Below are 16349 nucleotides of genomic sequence, written 5' to 3' on the forward strand. Positions count from 1 at the left end.
TCCAACTTATGTTGATAAAATTAATTATCGTATTCTTATTGTTATACATCGTTTTTAGTTTGTTTAAGGCACTTGTGTGCATGCTTAAAAGCGACGCCTCTCCCAACTCTATGTCCCATTACTTAGGGCGAAGAGTATTATTTTCTGCAATAGTATTAGTGATTATTTTAATCGCGATGCTGTTTGGTCTTATTACGCCAAACAGCAACCCCTACGTTGTTAGCTAATCAGTGCTGGCACTTAAAGTACGTACACAAAGACGAATAGACATAACCACACCACATCAACAAAGTGCCAATACCAAGCAGCTGCTTGAAAAGCAAAATGCTTTTCTTCGCTAAAATGCCCTTTCAAAATTCTCACAAACACAACAAATAACAGGATAGTACCTAGCGTTACGTGCATGCCATGAAAGCCAGTTAATAAAAAGAAGGTATTACCGTAAATGCCTGAGTCGAGAGTAAGTCCCAAATCTTGATAGGCATGAACATATTCCTCACCTTGTAACCCCAAGAAAATAGCACCAAGTGTAATTGTCATAGCTAACATGACCTTTAATTGTGTGCGCTTACCATGCTCCATTGCGGTGTGAGCAAAGTGTAAGGTGATCGAAGATGTAAGCAGAATAATGGTGTTGATTAAAGGTAAACCTTGCCACCCCATCGCCTTAGTTTCATCACCACCGGGGGTACTTAATAACGGCCATACAGCTTCAAAAGAAGGCCACAATACCTCGTTGGTCATGGCATTATTGCTGTCACCGCCTAACCAAGGTACAGCAAAGGTTCTGGCATAGAATAACGCGCCAAAGAATGCCATAAAGAACATCACTTCAGAGAAAATAAACCACGCCATTCCCTGCCTAAAGGAGCGATCCATTTGCGCTGAATAAAGCCCACCTTGTGATTCATCAATCACATTTTTAAACCAGCCAAATAACATATAAAGCAGAACAGCGATGCCTAATATCAAGACATAAAAACCTATTCCACCTTGCTGTTTAGCCGTTTGCATTACAGCTAAACCTGCACCAATCGCAATTAAAAATAATGCAACAGCCCCGACAATGGGCCATTGACTTTGCTCAGGTACATAATATTTTTCATATTGAGTTTTCATTTGTTAACTCTCCATCGCTCTTGCTATTGTTTGCAACTTTCCCCTTAACATCTGCGGTGATATCGTAAATTGTGTATGACAAAGTAACTTCATGAATATCATTCGGCAACGTTTCATCTAAGTAAAATAGTAGAGGTAGATCCGCAAACCCTTTACTGGTTAACGGCTGTTGATTGAAACAAAAACAAGAGACTTTATGTAAATATTTAGCCGCACGTCCAGGCGCTACTGACGGCACGGCTTGCATTATTTTGTCGCTACTCGATAAATTCTGCGCAATAAATTCTATGCGCTCCATTTCACCAGGGCTAACATCAACGCTGTAACGTTTCGCCTTCACTTTGAAAGGCGCCCCAGCTTGCGCATGGGTAATAAACGTCACACGAACACTACGTGATTCATCACTGTTCGCACTTACTTTGGCTTGCTCCATATTCGGTTTGCCGTTTAATCCTGTGATATCACAAAAAACGTCATATAGAGGTACCAAAGCAAATGCAAAAGCAAACATTAGCAAGCTGGTTAAAATTAACTTTTTAAGTAGCTTTACGTTGTTCATTACTTCACTTCCGGTGGCTCAGAGAAAGTGTGATAAGGTGCAGGTGAATCCACCTCCCACTCTAAACCTTCAGCACCATCCCATACTTTTGCTGGGACTTTTTTGCCACCTTTGGCACATTTGTATACCACAGCAACAAAAAGCAACTGCGATAGGCCAAATGCAAAACCACCAATACTTATTAGTGCATTAAAATCAGCAAATTGAAGCGCATAGTCTGGAATACGACGAGGCATACCAGCTAATCCAACAAAGTGCATTGGGAAGAACAAGATATTTACACTAATTAATGATAGCCAGAAGTGCGTTTTCGCAAGCCCTATGTGATACATATTGCCTGTCCATTTCGGCAGCCAATAATATGCTCCGGCCATAATCGAGAACACAGCACCAGTAACAAGTACATAATGGAAATGCGCTACCACAAAATAGGTATCATGATATTGGAAGTCCACAGGAGTAATTGCCAACATCAAGCCGGAAAAACCACCTAAGGTGAATAACACAATAAACGCGATGGAAAAGAGCATTGGCACTTCAAAGCTAATTGAACCTCGCCACATAGTAGCGACCCAGTTAAATACTTTTACCCCTGTAGGTACCGAAATCAACATGGTGCTGTACATAAAGAACAGCTCACCTGCAAGCGGCATCCCCGTAGTAAACATATGATGCGCCCACACAATGAACGATAAAAACGCAATAGATGCAGTGGCATAAACCATCGACGCATAGCCAAACAGTTTTTTCCGCGAGAATGTTGGAATAATTGTGGAGATGACACCAAATGCCGGCAAAATCATAATGTACACTTCAGGGTGACCGAAGAACCAGAAAATATGCTGGAACATTACCGGATCACCGCCACCAGCCGCATTAAAGAAGTCAGTGCCAAAATATTTATCAGTCAATACCATAGTCACTGCCCCTGCCAAAACAGGCATTACAGCAATTAATAAAAACGCCGTAATTAACCATGTCCATACAAACAGTGGCAGTTTCATATAGGTCATACCTGGAGCACGCATATTAACGATGGTTACAATCACATTGATTGCCCCCATAATCGAGCTAATACCCATTATGTGAACCGCAAAAACAAATAGCGCAGTGTTGTCATTACTATAAGTAGTTGAAAGAGGTGCGTAAAAAGTCCAACCAAATGCAGGACCGCCGCCTTCCATAAAAAGCGACATTAACAGAATAAAAAATGCAAAAGGCAGTATCCAAAAACTCCAGTTATTCATTCTTGGTAAAGCCATGTCTGGCGCACCAATCATCATTGGGATCATCCAGTTTGCAAGCCCTGTAAATGCAGGCATTACGGCACCAAAAACCATAATTAAACCATGCACAGTTGTCATTTGATTAAAAAAGTGAGGTTCTACAAATTGCAATCCAGGCTGGAATAATTCAGCGCGGATCACTAGCGCCATTGCGCCACCAGTCAAAAACATCAGCAGTGCAAATAATAAATAAAGCGTGCCAATATCTTTGTGGTTTGTCGTAAATAACCAACGTTTGATGCCTGTTGGGGCATGATGGTGATGATGAGATTCAGCTATTGTTGTCATTATTGTGCTTCTCCCATAGATTCTTGAATATCACTAGGTTGAACTAAATCACCTGTATTGTTACCCCAAGCATTTCTCTCAAACGTCACCACTGCTGCAATTTCTTTTAAAGACAACATTTTACTGTAGCCTTGCATCGCAGTTGCAGGTTTACCATGAACCACAATGCCGATATGCGCTTTAACATCGCCAAGTGCAATGGGGCTATCTTTGAGAGCTGGGAATACGCCTGGCAATCCCATACCTGTAGGTTGGTGACATGCAGCACAATTTGCCATGTAAACTTGTTCGCCAAGTGTCATTAACTCTTCTTTAGATAGAGTCAAATCAAGCGATGCTTTCTCAGCAGCTGCTGCTTGTGCTTTTTCTAGTTGCGCATTAACGAGCCATTGATCAAATTCAGCAGGCTCTTTTACTTCAACAACAACTGGCATAAAGCCATGGTCTTTACCGCACAGTTCAGCACATTGCCCACGATAGATACCGGTTTCATTAACACGTGTCCAAGCTTCATTGATAAAACCAGGATTGGCATCTTTTTTCACAGCAAATTCAGGCACCCACCAAGAGTGAATAACATCATCTGATGTCATTAAAAAACGTACCTTTTTGCCTTTTGGAATGATTAATGGCTTATCAACATCTAACAAATAGGTTTCTGTTTTTTCATCTTGATTGGTTATTTGCTCTCGAGGGGTTGATAACACCGAATAGAACGACACATCGTGGTCAAGGTATTCATAATGCCATTTCCATTGCGAGCCTGTGACTTTGATTGTCAGGTCCGCTTTGGTGGTGTCTTCCATTGCAATTAATGTTTTGGTGGCAGGAACCGCCATGGCAATCAAAATGACAAATGGAATTGCTGTCCACAAAATTTCAACTTTGGTACTTTCATGAAATTGGGCGGGAACAGCCCCTTTAGATTTACGGTGATGGATAATTGCCCAAAACATGATGGCAAATACGACTAATCCAATAACGCAACAGATATAAAATATGGTCATATGGAGCTCGTAAACATCACGGCTGATGTCCGTCACCCCAACAGGTAAGTTATATTGACTCGTCCCAACTGCTAAAAAAGGAAAGCTCAATAGTAACCATAAGGATAGTTTAACTAACCTCATGCTCGCTCCTTTGCTAATTATTATTATGTTGTTAGGAAATGGTCAGTGAAAGTTAATGTGATTTGATCACACGACGCACTACAGCATCACTCCATTTTCTTTATTATATTTTGTTTTCAAAGCCCGCACTTAAGCTCAAAGAAAACAAAGGTTACTACTAAGGTCTAGTAAACGATTAATTTTTACGCAAGTCAAATTTAAGATAAATTTTTTATAAATCTACAAGTTAGCGATATTTAAGTAAGGGGATTTGACACTAGAAATGTGTTGTTAAGAAGTGTTTGCTTAGTTTATAAGGCTAGTAACATTAGCGACTAGCCTTACTTATTAACTGTTTTTATTTACATCCAATCTGCGTTTCGAATAACGCCAACAGCTAATCCTTCAATATTAAAGTGATCGTGCTCTAAATCGACTTTGATGGTATCAAATGCTTCATTTTCAGCATGTAGTAACACATGCTTACCTGCTTTTTCAAAGCGCTTAACCGTTACATCTTCATCTACGCGCGCGACAACAACTTGCCCATTATTAGCAACAGGAGTTCGGTGAACAGCTAATAAATCACCATCCATAATGCCAATATCTTTCATACTCTCACCTTTAACGCGAAGTAAGAAATCAGCACATGGATTGAAAAGATTGGGATCCACTTGATAATGACTTTCAATATGTTCATGAGCCAAAATTGGTGAGCCCGCTGCTACTTGACCAATTAGCGGCAAACCTAGTTGCTCTGGCTCTTCCTCTTCAACTAAACGAATACCTCGACTCGCGCCAGGTACCATCTCAATCACCCCTTTTTTAGCAAGAGCCTTAAGATGTTCCTCTGCTGCATTGGCACTTTTAAATCCTAATGTAGAGGCAATTTCAGCACGCGTTGGGGGCATGCCGGTATCTTTAATAAATACTTTAACAAGCTCTAAAATTTGCGCTTGGCGTTTAGTTAATGGTCTCATTCACTGGTTTTCCATACAGTACAGGTAACTGTGAGTATATACAGTTGTTACTATTTCGCAACTTTTAATTCTTTGATAATTCGCGCTATGCTTAATAATTACATTTCTTTTAGAAACTTTTGTATAAGCAAGAAAATAATGCTTACAGTTGTACACTCAATTGCTTTATTTTTATTCTGGCATGACCAGTTATTTAATCTTTTTACGTTAACTGGTATGCTAGCGCCCCTTTTTGTTTTAGGTTGGTTATATGAATTTGGTTAGTACTCTGATTCAATGGTTCGCAAACGGTATGAACAAGCTTTTTGTGCGTTCTAAAATTGTACCGGAACACCCTTTGGACAATCTTGGTATTGATGTAAATAAGCCAACCGTTTATATCACTTTATTAAATTCGTTTGCTGATGCAGCAGTACTAAAAACCACTTGTAACAAGTTAGGACTACCTGACCCGCAAACTAATCAACAGATTGGCTCAAAACAAGTTCCTCGCTATATACCAATTCACCATCGCTCACCGCTTTTTGGTAAAGCGAAAAAAGAAAGCCCAGCACTTGCTATAAGCGAAGAAATTTTCAACGCATTAAAACAATCTGATGTTAATGATTTACAAGTTATTCCTGTGACTATCTTGTGGGGACGTAATCCTGGTAAAGAAAAACCCGGACTTGGTACTATTTTATCGAGCTCGCTAACTCCAAGCTGGCTACGCAAACTCTTTGTTGTCTTACTTTCTGGTCGCGACAATTTAATTCGTTTTAGTCGCCCTTTGCAGCTATCTGAGCTCTCAGGAAAAAAACAAAGCAGCGATTTACCGCATAAATTAATTCGCGTTGCTCGCGTACACTTTAAACGCCAAAAACTGGCAGCTCTTGGCCCTAAATTACCTTCACGTGATCAACTCTATCAAGGGCTACTTGCTTCTGCGTCAGTAAAAGCAGCGATAGAAGAAGAAGCAAAAAGTAAAAATATTTCAATCACTGAAGCACGTCATAATGCCATCAAGTTGGTAGATGAAATTGCCGCTAATTACAACGAATCAATGATTGGTGTCTCCGAGCGAATTCTTACTTGGCTTTGGACCAAGCTTTACAACGGGATTGAAGTTAATAATCCAGAGCGTATTCAAGAACTCACTGACAAAGGTCATGAAATTATCTATATGCCCTGCCATCGCAGCCATATGGATTACTTATTACTGACTTATGTCATTTATCATCAAGGCTATGTTCCACCGCATATTGCGGCTGGCATCAATTTAAGCTTTTGGCCTGCAGGCCCTATTTTCAGGCGCTGTGGAGCTTTCTTCTTACGTCGTTCATTTAAAGGCAACAAACTTTACTCATCGGTATTTCGTGAATACTTAAGCCAGCTGTTTATTAAAGGGTACGCCGTTAAGTTTTATACTGAAGGTGGCCGCAGCAGAACAGGTCGTTTACTGCCACCTAAAACCGGAATGCTGGCAATGACATTACAATCAATTTTGCGCGGTATCGATAGACCAATTTCAATTGTGCCTGTCTACATTGGCTACGAACACGTAATGGAAGTTAATACTTACTTAGGTGAGTTAGCTGGACAACAAAAGAAAAACGAATCTGTTTTGGGTGTTTTTAAAACACTAAGAAAGCTAAAGAATTACGGTAAAGGCAATGTTAATTTTGGCGAACCAATTAACATTAATCAGTACCTTACACATCACCAATCAGATTGGCGTGACAGCATCAATGCTTCAAATAAACCCTCTTGGCTTACTCCTATGGTAGGTAAGTTAGCTGATTCTGTAATGGTTAATATTAACAACGCAGCTGCAATTAATGCGGTTACATTAATGTCGTGCATTTTGCTAAATACCGATAAGCAAGCAATGACAAAAACTGAACTTATCGCATCTATGACAAGCTATTTAAGACTGCTAGAAATTGCACCATATAGCCAAGATGTAAGCCTACCAGAACAAAGTGCTGAACAGCTGTTAGAACACGCATTAAAATTAGATAAGTTTGAAACGATTACACAAAGCCGTGTTGATGTTATTCGCATTAAAGACACGCAAAAAGTGTTACTCAATTATTATCGAAATAATGTGCTTCATTTATTTGCAGTGCCGAGTTTAATTAGCTCAATTTTAGTTAGTCATAAGCAAATTTCGCGTGAAAAACTAATACACCAGGTAGAAGCGCTTTACCCACTATTTAAACAAGAGTGGTTTATGCAGCCGTATTGTGAAAATTACATCAACGAGTCAATTGACGCGTTAAGCAGTATTGGCTTTGTTACCATAGAAAATGACTCAATTGCTGTTAACCCAAACAGCAAATCATTAGCTCAGCTCAATTTATTAGCCCGTTTTATTCAATGCACTCTGATTCGCTACGCCAGTGTAATTAAACTGATTTTAGCGACTGATGGTATTTCACAAGAGCAGTTAGAACAGCAAAGCCAAGAGTTTGCACAGCAACTAGCACAACTGTTTGGTATTGATACGCCAGAGTTTTTTGACAAGAAAATACTGTCTGGCTTTATTTGTACTTTAAAACAAAACGATATGATTAATGATTGCGAACAAGGCAAGCTCTCAGGCAATCAAACCACCCATAAGCTCAGCGAAATTATTGCAGAGCAACTTGCACCTCGCATAGCCAGCGCATTGGAAAACTAAATAAAAAGGCGGTTTAACCGCCTTTTCTATTTGTATTGCCTAATAACACCTTCTTGAATGGTTGAGGCTATCAGCTCACCTTGCTGATTAAAGAACTGCCCACGTACCAAACCACGGCCGCCACTTGCTGTTGGACTATCAACCGCATATAAAATCCAATCATCCAAACGGAAAGGACGGTGAAAGTACATTGCATGATCTATTGTTGCCACTTGCATATCTGGTTGTAAAAATGACAACCCATGAGGCTGTAATGCTGTTGGTAAAAACTCAAAATCAGATGCATATGCTAATAGATACTTATGAACACGCGGATCATCCGGCATATCACCATTGGCTTTAAACCACACGTAACGTTCAGGCAAAGTCACAACCGGCTTAAATGGATTTTGAAAATTCACCGGACGCATTTCAATCGGCTTATCACAAATTATTTTATTGCGGATTTTCTCAGGGATTAAATCTTTATGCTCTCGATATACATCAAGTGAGCATGGCAGCTTATCAGGCCCAGGTACATTCGGCATAGCCGCCTGGTGAGTAACACCTTGCTCTTCCACTTGAAATGACGCAGTCATGTAAAAAATTGGTTTACCAAACTGGATTGCTTTTACTCTGCGCGTACTAAAACTACGACCATCACGTATGTTTTCAACATCATAGACAATTGGATGCGCAACATCACCTGGCCTTAAAAAATACGAGTGCAGTGAATGCACTTGCCTATCTTCTGCAACGGTTTCCTTGGCAGCGGACAAGGCTTGGCCCATTACTTGACCTCCAAATACCGCTTTGAAGCCAAGATCCTGACTTGGACCTCGGTACAATCCCTGCTCAATTTTTTCTAACTTAAGTAACGCTAAAAGATCGTCTAGTACCTGACTCATAACACTATTTCGTAATTTGCTAGTAACGCTATAATAGCAAACACTGGTTACTTTAACATTAGCGAGAATGGGTAATGCAATATTGGTTATTTAAAACCGAACCTGATGAGTTTTCGATTGACGATTTAAAACGTAAAAATAAAGAAATTTGGGATGGGATCCGCAATTACCAAGCAAGAAACTTTTTAAGAGATCAAGTCGCATTGGGCGATCTCGTTTTTATTTACCACTCAAGCTGCAAAGAACCTGGAATTGTTGGAGTAGCCAAGGTAATTAAAACAGCTTTCCCAGACCCTTCCCAGTTTGATAGTCAGTCAAAATATTACGATGCCAAATCAACTACAGACAACCCAAGATGGACCAGTGTGACTCTTGAATTTGTCGATAAATTACGCATTATTGCGCTTTCTAAATTAAAAGCTGATAAACAACTCGAATCTATGTACTTAGTGCAAAAAGGTAGTCGCTTGTCGATACAGCCTGTCACCGAAAGTGAGTGGGAATATATTTTAAATACATACGGTTAAATTGTTTTCACAGTTGATTTAAGACTCTTTACCTGATCGGACTAGACACAACTCTTTGGTATGTATTAATATCAATTGTCTATTTTTTAACTGCGAATAAACTATGTCCGCTTTAACAAAGAACCCTTTAGATGATAGAAGGCAGGGAGAGCGCGATTTAAACGACTTTTGGCAAAATTTAAGCTTTGCACAAAAAGTTGAGTTGAATAAGTTAAATCGTTATGGCTATCAGCTCGCGTTTGCTCGAAAATTAGAAAACAACTATTTAGCATTCGCTCGCTGCGACTCTATCTACGCCACCATTGATCATCTTGGTGAAGTCGATATGGAACCAGCTTATAGCATTCGTTAAAAAGGCAACTTTCGTTGCCTTTTTAATTGCTTAAAATTTATAGTGATGACCAGTTAATCTCGTCACTTAATACTCGTTCCACTGCCATATAGTGTAAAATATCACCTTGTTTAATCACCATATCCAGTGGTGGGTTCAAATCTAAACCATCACCAACGCGATTTTGCGCAACCCCTAGTATCGTTGCATCACACTCCTTTTTGAAATAAAAGAATAATGCTTCAAACTTAAGGCCTTCTTTCACCTTACCCACTTCTAAACTAAACTGCGTATCGCCATGCAATGTTGATAGCAACTCTTCTTGAATACGACTTGAACCAGGGTCTTGCATAGAGCGTACTAGAATTTCCACTGACTTAGAGCTGGTAGATTCAACATTTTTACAATGCTCTCGAAGCATCTCGCTTTTGCTTTCATCGAGAAAATAAGCACTGATATGGCATTTATCATTTACGAGACGACTAATTTTTAGCGCAGTTGTGAAAGTTTGATCATCATCAGCACCATCCACAATCACTTTATCAGCGCCATCAATAGACACTCGCTTTAGTTCATCAAGGTCAGTGAAACTGGAAAGCCTAACAAAATCAACATGTGGATTATCTGAAAATGGATGCGTCATTTCCTCATCTACAGCCAATAAAATTCGTCGCTCCAAGCGTTTATTATCTGCCAATATGTAGTTAATCATCTTGCGTGTGCGCGCATGGTGATAGCCAAAAATGATAATGTGCTCTGTTTGTCCTGAAAAATCTTTATCGCCCGTCATAGATGCTTTGATTAACCCCGTAATACTTTGTCCAACTTTACCTAAAACAACACCAAAAAGTGCCAAACCTACTGGGATTTGCACTAAGGCAACAAATAGTTTGCCCCACTCAGTAGCAGGGCTTAAGTCGCCATAACCCACCGTAGAGGTGGTTACTATGTAGTAATAAATAAATTGATTTAACGCTAACAGCTCCGTTTCTCTCGCCGCATATAAGCACGCCCATGTTAAGAACATATGTAATGCAAGCAGCGAAACCACCGATGTCCAACTAACATGGTGAATATGTCGCCGAATAGCTATTAAAATTTTCTTAATAACTAAGTTCATGATAACTATAATTTAATTAACTTAATGAAAGGCACTTTATCTTTTACCCATCAAATGAGCAAGCGAGTACCAAAATCTCTTTAAAAACTATAACAAGTTTACACGATTGGAAAAAAAAACAATTAAAAGTGTCAAAAACGAAAACTCGTTCTAAACTTAAATTGAACTGTTGAGTTCGAAAAGGGCAAACTCAGTGAAAACTGGGGACGCAAAGCTATCGGTCTAAGGGAGTTTCCTATGATTGCGGTGCTGCCACCACTTTAACAGGTCGGGGGCTATGTAGGCTGCTTCGAAACCATTGTAACATTATAAAAATTACGTGGCTTGAAGCAGCCTTTATTTTATTTTTCTTGTTTAGCCAATTCGATATATCTATCAATTTGACGTTCTAATAAATCTAACGGTAATGAACCATTCTTTAAGATTTGATAATGGAATTCTCTTATATCAAAGTTTTGCTTTAACTCAGCTTCAGCTTTCGCACGTAATCGTTTAATCGTTAATTCACCTATTTTGTATGAAAGGGCCTGACCCGGCCATGAGATATAGCGATCCGTTTCTGTTTTGATGTTATGCAATGATAATGCTGAGTTTTCTTGCATAAAAGTCATCGCTTGTTCACGGCTCCAACCAAATAAATGCATACCTGTGTCTACAACTAAACGTGCAGCACGCCACATTTCATAAGTTAAACGGCCAAAGTCGCTATAAGCATCTTGGTAAAATCCCATTTCTTTGCCAAGGTATTCTGAGTATAACCCCCACCCCTCACCAAATGCCGAAATATAGTGATTGCGACGATAGTCAGGAACATTCTCTAGTTCTTTATTAAGAGATATTTGTAAATGATGCCCCGGCACAGCTTCATGTAAAGTCAGCGCTTCTAACACGTATAATGGGCGCTTATCCAAACCATATGTATTTACCCAATAATAACCTGGGTCGGTATCTCTATTGGCACCCACATAGCGACCTGTAGTGTATTTGGGTGCAATTGAATCTGGTACTGGTTCAACACCATAAGGCGTGCGCGGTAGTAGTTTGAAGAATTTAGGTAATTGCGCATCCGCTTTTTTGGCAATATACGATGCTTCTTTCAATAACTCTTCAGCTGATTTGGCATAAAACTGCGGATCAGTTCTTAAAAATTGCACAAACTCCGCAAAACTACCTTTAAAACCTGTTGAATCGATGATTTGTTGCATTTCTGAACGAATACGTTTTACTTCTTGCAAACCAAGTTGGTGTACTTGCTCTGCAGTCATATTGGTTGTGGTGTAGTATTTCACCCGATTCTGGTAATAATCCACTCCACCTGGTGTTGATGATATACCTATTTCAGCGCGCGCATTTGGTTGATATTCAGATTCGAAGAAAACTAGGTAGTTTTCATACGCAGGGATTACTTGTTCTGCAATAATTGCTTTAGCTTTACCTTGCAGCTCAGCAAACTCTTTGTCAGAAATATGCTCAGGCTTAGTAATAAACGGTTTGTAAAAAGCTGACTTGCTTGGCTCATCAACTAGGTACGCTTTGATTGACTCTTCATAACCAACAAGTACTGGTTTTGGCTGTGTTAAGCCAATCTCAATGCCTTTTTTCATCCAAAAAATATTTTGCTCAAAATAGCGTTTTACCCCTGCTAAGCGATTTAAATACAGCTGATAATCTCCTACTGTTTTAAAGCTACTGCTTGAAACCATAAATGACAGCGCAGAGTGAAAACCAAACTCTGAGGTTAAAGGCATGTAATGGGCATTAAAGCGATATTCATCAACCTCATTTTTCACCTGAGAAAGCATAATTGAATGGTTAATTTGGTTTTGCTCATCAAGTTGCGCAACATTGATGCTGTTGAGCTCATTTAAAAATGCCTGATTCTTAGTAAAATTTTCTGCTAAAAACTCACTTGAGAGGTTTTGTAAAAAGTAACCATCGACACCCTCTTTATTCTTAAACGGATCAATACTATTGCGGTATCCGACTATTTTCTCTGCTAGTTTCTCAAATTGCTGTGCCGTTTGCGCTTCTGAAACAACTGGTTGCGAAGCTGTTGAATTGTCTGTTGATTGGCAGCCTATTAATAAAGCGCTCGATAAGGCTAACGTCAGTAAGGATACTTTTATTGTTCTCATAAACTAAAACCAAAATGATTATTTCGTACCAGCATACGCAATTTCATTTTTTAATCTCAACTTATTTGCGACTAAGTCAACATTTCAGTATACAGATAGTGGTTTTTAACTATTTCTATAGCGATAATTTCCAATTAGTAAATTTTGGCATTATTCATAGTGAAAAAATCACTTTTTTTTGATAATTAATAGACTTTTCCTATTCCCAAAATAGAAAAATTGTTTTCTAATTACTTAGGACTTTAATGGATGAAGGTTGCTAATAATTTAGGGTGAATATTTAAGCGGTAATTAACCACTGAGGTTGGGATTTTATGAAGTACCATGATTCCATGGCACAAGCGCAGCAAAAAATGACGGAGGTTTGCTGGTTTTTAGAAAGGTATAATTTACCACCTATTCCGATCAACTATCATACAGTTTACAGCTATATATCAAAATCGAACGATGCTTTGTGTGAAGAATTGGAAGGATTACTCGCCGCCGATGAAAAATTAGATAATTTCATCCTAGAAAATCTATTCAATCGCTATCTATCTGAACAAGATTCAAGCCAAAAAGAATTAATTCAAGGTGTCTCAAAAACATTAGACACTATGGATACATCAATTGATAAAAGCAGTGATACTGTCAATAAATACATTGCGACTCTCGACAGCAGTTTAATTGCAATTGATGATGCAGATATCAGCGAAGCTAAACAACTTATCGCAGATTTAATCAATGCCAGTTATGAGCTTAAAGGCTCGCAACAACATGTGCACGAATCATTATTGCAAGCCAGACAAGAACTCAAGATCTGCCAACAGCAATTACAAAAAATTGAAAAGCAGCGACATGTCGATCCACTAACAGGTTTGTATAAAGAAACATACATGGCCGATAAAGCAGCTGTTTGGGTTGAGCAAGGAAAGTCTATCTGTGCAATCGCCATTGATATTGATGACTTTAATGACTTCAATGAGAAGTACGGTCAAGCCGTTGGCGATGTGGTTATTGGTAAAGTGGCCAAAAAAATTCGCTCTTATGTTCAAGAAAGTGGACTACCTGTTCGAACCAAAGGGAAAGAGTTCATCATTTTATTGCCTGATGTAAGCTTGCAAACAGCCAAAGAAATTGCAGAAAGAATGCGCTCAGGTGTAGAAAAGCTGAAGTTTATCAGCTCGCGAAGTGGCAGACGTTTGCCAACATTGACTATTTCATTGGGCATCAGTGAAATGCATGACAATAATCTAAATCAGCTGACGGCAGCAGCAAGACACTCGGTAGCAAGAGCAAAACTGCAGGGCAAGAATAACGTATTCTTCGACCCAGCCTAACGCTTAAATCAACTTACCGAATGGGGCAGTGCAAGTTTAAACCCTTGTAAACCATCGCTGCCCAATTCTTTGGCCCATTTTACCTGCTGCTCAGACTCAAGTTGCTCACATACAACAACAACGCCTAAGCTGTGCGCCAACTTGATAATATTTTCAAGAAAATACCAAGAATCTTGTTTTTGCTCCAATTCATGAATAAAGCTGCCATCTAGCTTCACAATATCGACTGGCCACTTGCGAAGGGCTAATAATGTATTGTCACCAGTACCAAAATGGTCAATGGCTACCTTTGACCCTAGTTTATGTAATTTAGTGATTACCTGAGGCGCTAACTGGCTTTGCGACAACATCATTTCATCAAACTCCCAGATAATAGAAGAAAATAAATCCCCATATTGGTGTGATTGCTCCATTAGCCATGCGTAAAATTCATCATCTAATACGCTGTGCACTGAGACGTTAATACTCACAGGTAAATCTAAGTTACCCTTGATATACAAAGCTCTAATTTGATCAAATATCCGTTTATCTAACTGCGCGCTTGCTGAAAACTGCTCTGCTTTAGACTGCAGCAATAAAGTAGGTATTATTTCGTCCTTGTACTGAATTTTACTTAGCACCTCAGAAAACATTAAATTCAATTGATCTGACATCATCACCCCATGTTGAGAAAGGTGCAGACTTGATTCATTAATGGCTAATAGCACTCCCTCACGCGTAGCAAGCATATCGGATACTTTCTTAATGCGTTCTGAAGGTTCGTATAAGTGATATTGCCAGCGCTCTTTTGTTGCCATTAAGACAGCTTCATCAGCAGCCTTCATTACCGCCGACATATCATCATTGCTGTGCCATAGCACCGCACCGATCAACACTTCTTTTTTCTGCTGATAACGTCCTTGTAACCTTGCTAAATCAGATGATAAATCATTGAGAAGTTTTACTAATTCATCACGTGTTAGATGCTGTAAAACACAAGCAAACTCATTGTCGTTAAGGCGGAAAATACGCGCATTGGCTCCTTGCTTTGAGTTGCTTTGCAATGTATGAATGACATCTTCTAAGAATGATCTTGCAACTAAAAACCCCTCTTTTCGCCGCACATTCTCCCATTCACTTAGACGCATCAAAATTAGCGCACCGTTTTGGTTTTTTTCTTCATGTAACAACTGACTAAACTGTGCACTAAATAAACGTCGGTTACCCAGTTGAGTTAACTCATCACGATATAAGGCATTTTTTGCATGTTCAAGACGCTTTGTAAGCTCATTAACAAGTTCTTTTACTTGATTAGTCATACGATTATGACTGGACATCAAAGCATTCATTTCAGACACACTGTGAATTTCAGGTGCAACTGAGAAATCGTTATCGGCCAATTTATTGGTATGCTGCTGAAGTGCTTCAATAGGCGCTTTGATAATGTTAATCGCGACGCGAAAAACAAACCAAGTAAGAAACGTAAAGAAAGCAAAAATCAAACATACATCTTTGAGCTGCTGAAAAATATAATCATTGGCCATCACATTTGATATTTGCAACTGCACCAAGTATTCACGTTCATCAACATATACCGATTGCTGAAATAAAGGACTATTTAAAGCTAGCAAACTTTGCAGCCAAGCTGGCATTACTGTTTTTGGACTTGAGCGGTGTTCAAGCAAAGTGGTGTTATTGTGCTGAAGTCGTAAATAGGTAAACTCATACGCTTTTTTAAAGTCAGCAAAGCGTTTTATCATTTCATCTTGCTCAAGTCCCATTTGAACCTTGAGAGTTTGCACCGCATTTTGACCAACCAATTGAGTTTGCTGTGCTAACTGCTGTTTCACAAACGCTTTACTATTTATCAGCGAAAAGCTTGTAATAGCAGCAAACAGCAGCACCATAATGACTGCCACAATTAAGTTAAAATAGGTTTTTAACGTCATATTTTATAAGATCATTTTTTCACCAATAAATTCAGTCTAGTGTGAGATCAACAAAAGTGCCCAATTTAAGCTATTAGACCTTGCTGATGATTGTCATTT

At 39.1% G+C, this 16349-nt stretch carries 14 protein-coding genes and 1 riboswitch; of the genes, 5 read left to right on the forward strand and 9 right to left on the reverse strand.

What is annotated here, in order from left to right; all coding sequences use genetic code 11:
- The first annotated feature begins 8 nt into the window (after positions 1-8).
- Positions 9-227, forward strand: coding sequence for a DUF2909 domain-containing protein (locus AAEU29_RS14120; RefSeq protein WP_421973936.1), 219 nt, complete (start codon positions 9-11; stop codon positions 225-227).
- A gap of 13 nt (positions 228-240) precedes the next feature.
- Here the strand turns inward: AAEU29_RS14120 and AAEU29_RS14125 are convergent, their stop codons facing one another.
- The 5 genes from AAEU29_RS14125 to lexA all read right to left on the reverse strand — a co-directional run bounded on the left by AAEU29_RS14125 (position 241) and on the right by lexA (position 5341).
- A complete protein-coding gene (locus AAEU29_RS14125) occupies positions 241-1119 on the reverse strand; it encodes a cytochrome c oxidase subunit 3 (protein ID WP_421973937.1) in 879 nt (292 codons plus the stop codon).
- Complete coding sequence (locus AAEU29_RS14130; protein WP_421973938.1) at positions 1103-1678, reverse strand: cytochrome c oxidase assembly protein; 576 nt, start codon at positions 1676-1678, stop codon at positions 1103-1105. Before AAEU29_RS14130 ends, AAEU29_RS14125 begins: the two co-directional genes overlap by 17 nt.
- Positions 1678-3252, reverse strand: a complete 1575-nt coding sequence (gene ctaD / locus AAEU29_RS14135; protein WP_421973939.1) for a cytochrome c oxidase subunit I — start codon at positions 3250-3252, stop codon at positions 1678-1680. The genes AAEU29_RS14130 and ctaD overlap by 1 nt, the downstream gene beginning before the upstream one ends.
- Positions 3252-4382: a cytochrome c oxidase subunit II gene (coxB, locus tag AAEU29_RS14140; RefSeq protein ID WP_421973940.1), complete on the reverse strand. Its 1131-nt coding sequence runs from the start codon at positions 4380-4382 to the stop codon at positions 3252-3254. Before coxB ends, ctaD begins: the two co-directional genes overlap by 1 nt.
- A 341-nt stretch (positions 4383-4723) precedes the next feature.
- The gene (gene lexA / locus AAEU29_RS14145; RefSeq protein ID WP_421973941.1) at positions 4724-5341 is read right to left on the reverse strand and encodes a transcriptional repressor LexA; all 618 of its coding nucleotides are present in this window, start codon (positions 5339-5341) and stop codon (positions 4724-4726) included.
- A gap of 250 nt (positions 5342-5591) precedes the next feature.
- Here lexA and plsB point away from each other — a divergent pair, with 250 nt between their 5' ends.
- A complete protein-coding gene (gene plsB / locus AAEU29_RS14150; protein ID WP_421973942.1) occupies positions 5592-8003 on the forward strand; it encodes a glycerol-3-phosphate 1-O-acyltransferase PlsB in 2412 nt (803 codons plus the stop codon).
- 26 nt (positions 8004-8029) lie between these two features.
- On the opposite strand, the gene tesB is transcribed toward plsB, so the two are convergent.
- Positions 8030-8890, reverse strand: a complete 861-nt coding sequence (gene tesB, locus AAEU29_RS14155) for an acyl-CoA thioesterase II (RefSeq protein WP_421973943.1) — start codon at positions 8888-8890, stop codon at positions 8030-8032.
- A 74-nt stretch (positions 8891-8964) separates the two neighbouring features.
- Here tesB and AAEU29_RS14160 point away from each other — a divergent pair, with 74 nt between their 5' ends.
- The gene (locus AAEU29_RS14160) at positions 8965-9417 is read left to right on the forward strand and encodes an EVE domain-containing protein (RefSeq protein WP_421973944.1); all 453 of its coding nucleotides are present in this window, start codon (positions 8965-8967) and stop codon (positions 9415-9417) included.
- A gap of 103 nt (positions 9418-9520) precedes the next feature.
- Entirely contained in the window at positions 9521-9769 is a 249-nt protein-coding gene (locus AAEU29_RS14165; protein ID WP_421973945.1) for a hypothetical protein, read from the forward strand.
- A 37-nt stretch (positions 9770-9806) separates the two neighbouring features.
- Here the strand turns inward: AAEU29_RS14165 and AAEU29_RS14170 are convergent, their stop codons facing one another.
- Both AAEU29_RS14170 and AAEU29_RS14175 read right to left on the reverse strand, forming a co-directional pair.
- A complete protein-coding gene (locus AAEU29_RS14170) occupies positions 9807-10868 on the reverse strand; it encodes a potassium channel family protein (RefSeq protein WP_421973946.1) in 1062 nt (353 codons plus the stop codon).
- Between the two features lie 173 nt (positions 10869-11041).
- Positions 11042-11125, forward strand: a riboswitch (cyclic di-GMP riboswitch).
- A gap of 84 nt (positions 11126-11209) precedes the next feature.
- Positions 11210-13003, reverse strand: a complete 1794-nt coding sequence (locus AAEU29_RS14175) for a DUF885 domain-containing protein (protein WP_421973947.1) — start codon at positions 13001-13003, stop codon at positions 11210-11212.
- Positions 13004-13317: 314 nt separating this feature from the next.
- Between AAEU29_RS14175 and AAEU29_RS14180 the strand changes: the two genes are divergently transcribed.
- Positions 13318-14322: a GGDEF domain-containing protein gene (locus AAEU29_RS14180; protein WP_421973948.1), complete on the forward strand. Its 1005-nt coding sequence runs from the start codon at positions 13318-13320 to the stop codon at positions 14320-14322.
- A gap of 8 nt (positions 14323-14330) precedes the next feature.
- Here AAEU29_RS14180 and AAEU29_RS14185 read toward each other — a convergent pair whose 3' ends face one another.
- Complete coding sequence (locus tag AAEU29_RS14185; protein WP_421973949.1) at positions 14331-16250, reverse strand: EAL domain-containing protein; 1920 nt, start codon at positions 16248-16250, stop codon at positions 14331-14333.
- Positions 16251-16349: the final 99 nt, after the last annotated feature.

Source organism: Pseudoalteromonas aquimarina, assembly GCF_049257255.1.
Classification (GTDB): Bacteria; Pseudomonadota; Gammaproteobacteria; order Enterobacterales; family Alteromonadaceae; genus Pseudoalteromonas.

Bases quoted from the DNA above. Each gene is read 5' to 3' on its own strand.
- AAEU29_RS14120 (WP_421973936.1), top strand. From the start codon at position 9: ATGTTGATAAAATTAATTATCGTATTCTTATTGTTATACATCGTTTTT.
- AAEU29_RS14125 (WP_421973937.1), bottom strand. From the start codon at position 1,119: ATGAAAACTCAATATGAAAAATATTATGTACCTGAGCAAAGTCAATGG.
- AAEU29_RS14130 (WP_421973938.1), bottom strand. From the start codon at position 1,678: ATGAACAACGTAAAGCTACTTAAAAAGTTAATTTTAACCAGCTTGCTA.
- ctaD (WP_421973939.1), bottom strand. From the start codon at position 3,252: ATGACAACAATAGCTGAATCTCATCATCACCATCATGCCCCAACAGGC.
- coxB (WP_421973940.1), bottom strand. From the start codon at position 4,382: ATGAGGTTAGTTAAACTATCCTTATGGTTACTATTGAGCTTTCCTTTT.
- lexA (WP_421973941.1), bottom strand. From the start codon at position 5,341: ATGAGACCATTAACTAAACGCCAAGCGCAAATTTTAGAGCTTGTTAAA.
- plsB (WP_421973942.1), top strand. From the start codon at position 5,592: ATGAATTTGGTTAGTACTCTGATTCAATGGTTCGCAAACGGTATGAAC.
- tesB (WP_421973943.1), bottom strand. From the start codon at position 8,890: ATGAGTCAGGTACTAGACGATCTTTTAGCGTTACTTAAGTTAGAAAAA.
- AAEU29_RS14160 (WP_421973944.1), top strand. From the start codon at position 8,965: ATGCAATATTGGTTATTTAAAACCGAACCTGATGAGTTTTCGATTGAC.
- AAEU29_RS14165 (WP_421973945.1), top strand. From the start codon at position 9,521: ATGTCCGCTTTAACAAAGAACCCTTTAGATGATAGAAGGCAGGGAGAG.
- AAEU29_RS14170 (WP_421973946.1), bottom strand. From the start codon at position 10,868: ATGAACTTAGTTATTAAGAAAATTTTAATAGCTATTCGGCGACATATT.
- AAEU29_RS14175 (WP_421973947.1), bottom strand. From the start codon at position 13,003: ATGAGAACAATAAAAGTATCCTTACTGACGTTAGCCTTATCGAGCGCT.
- AAEU29_RS14180 (WP_421973948.1), top strand. From the start codon at position 13,318: ATGAAGTACCATGATTCCATGGCACAAGCGCAGCAAAAAATGACGGAG.
- AAEU29_RS14185 (WP_421973949.1), bottom strand. From the start codon at position 16,250: ATGACGTTAAAAACCTATTTTAACTTAATTGTGGCAGTCATTATGGTG.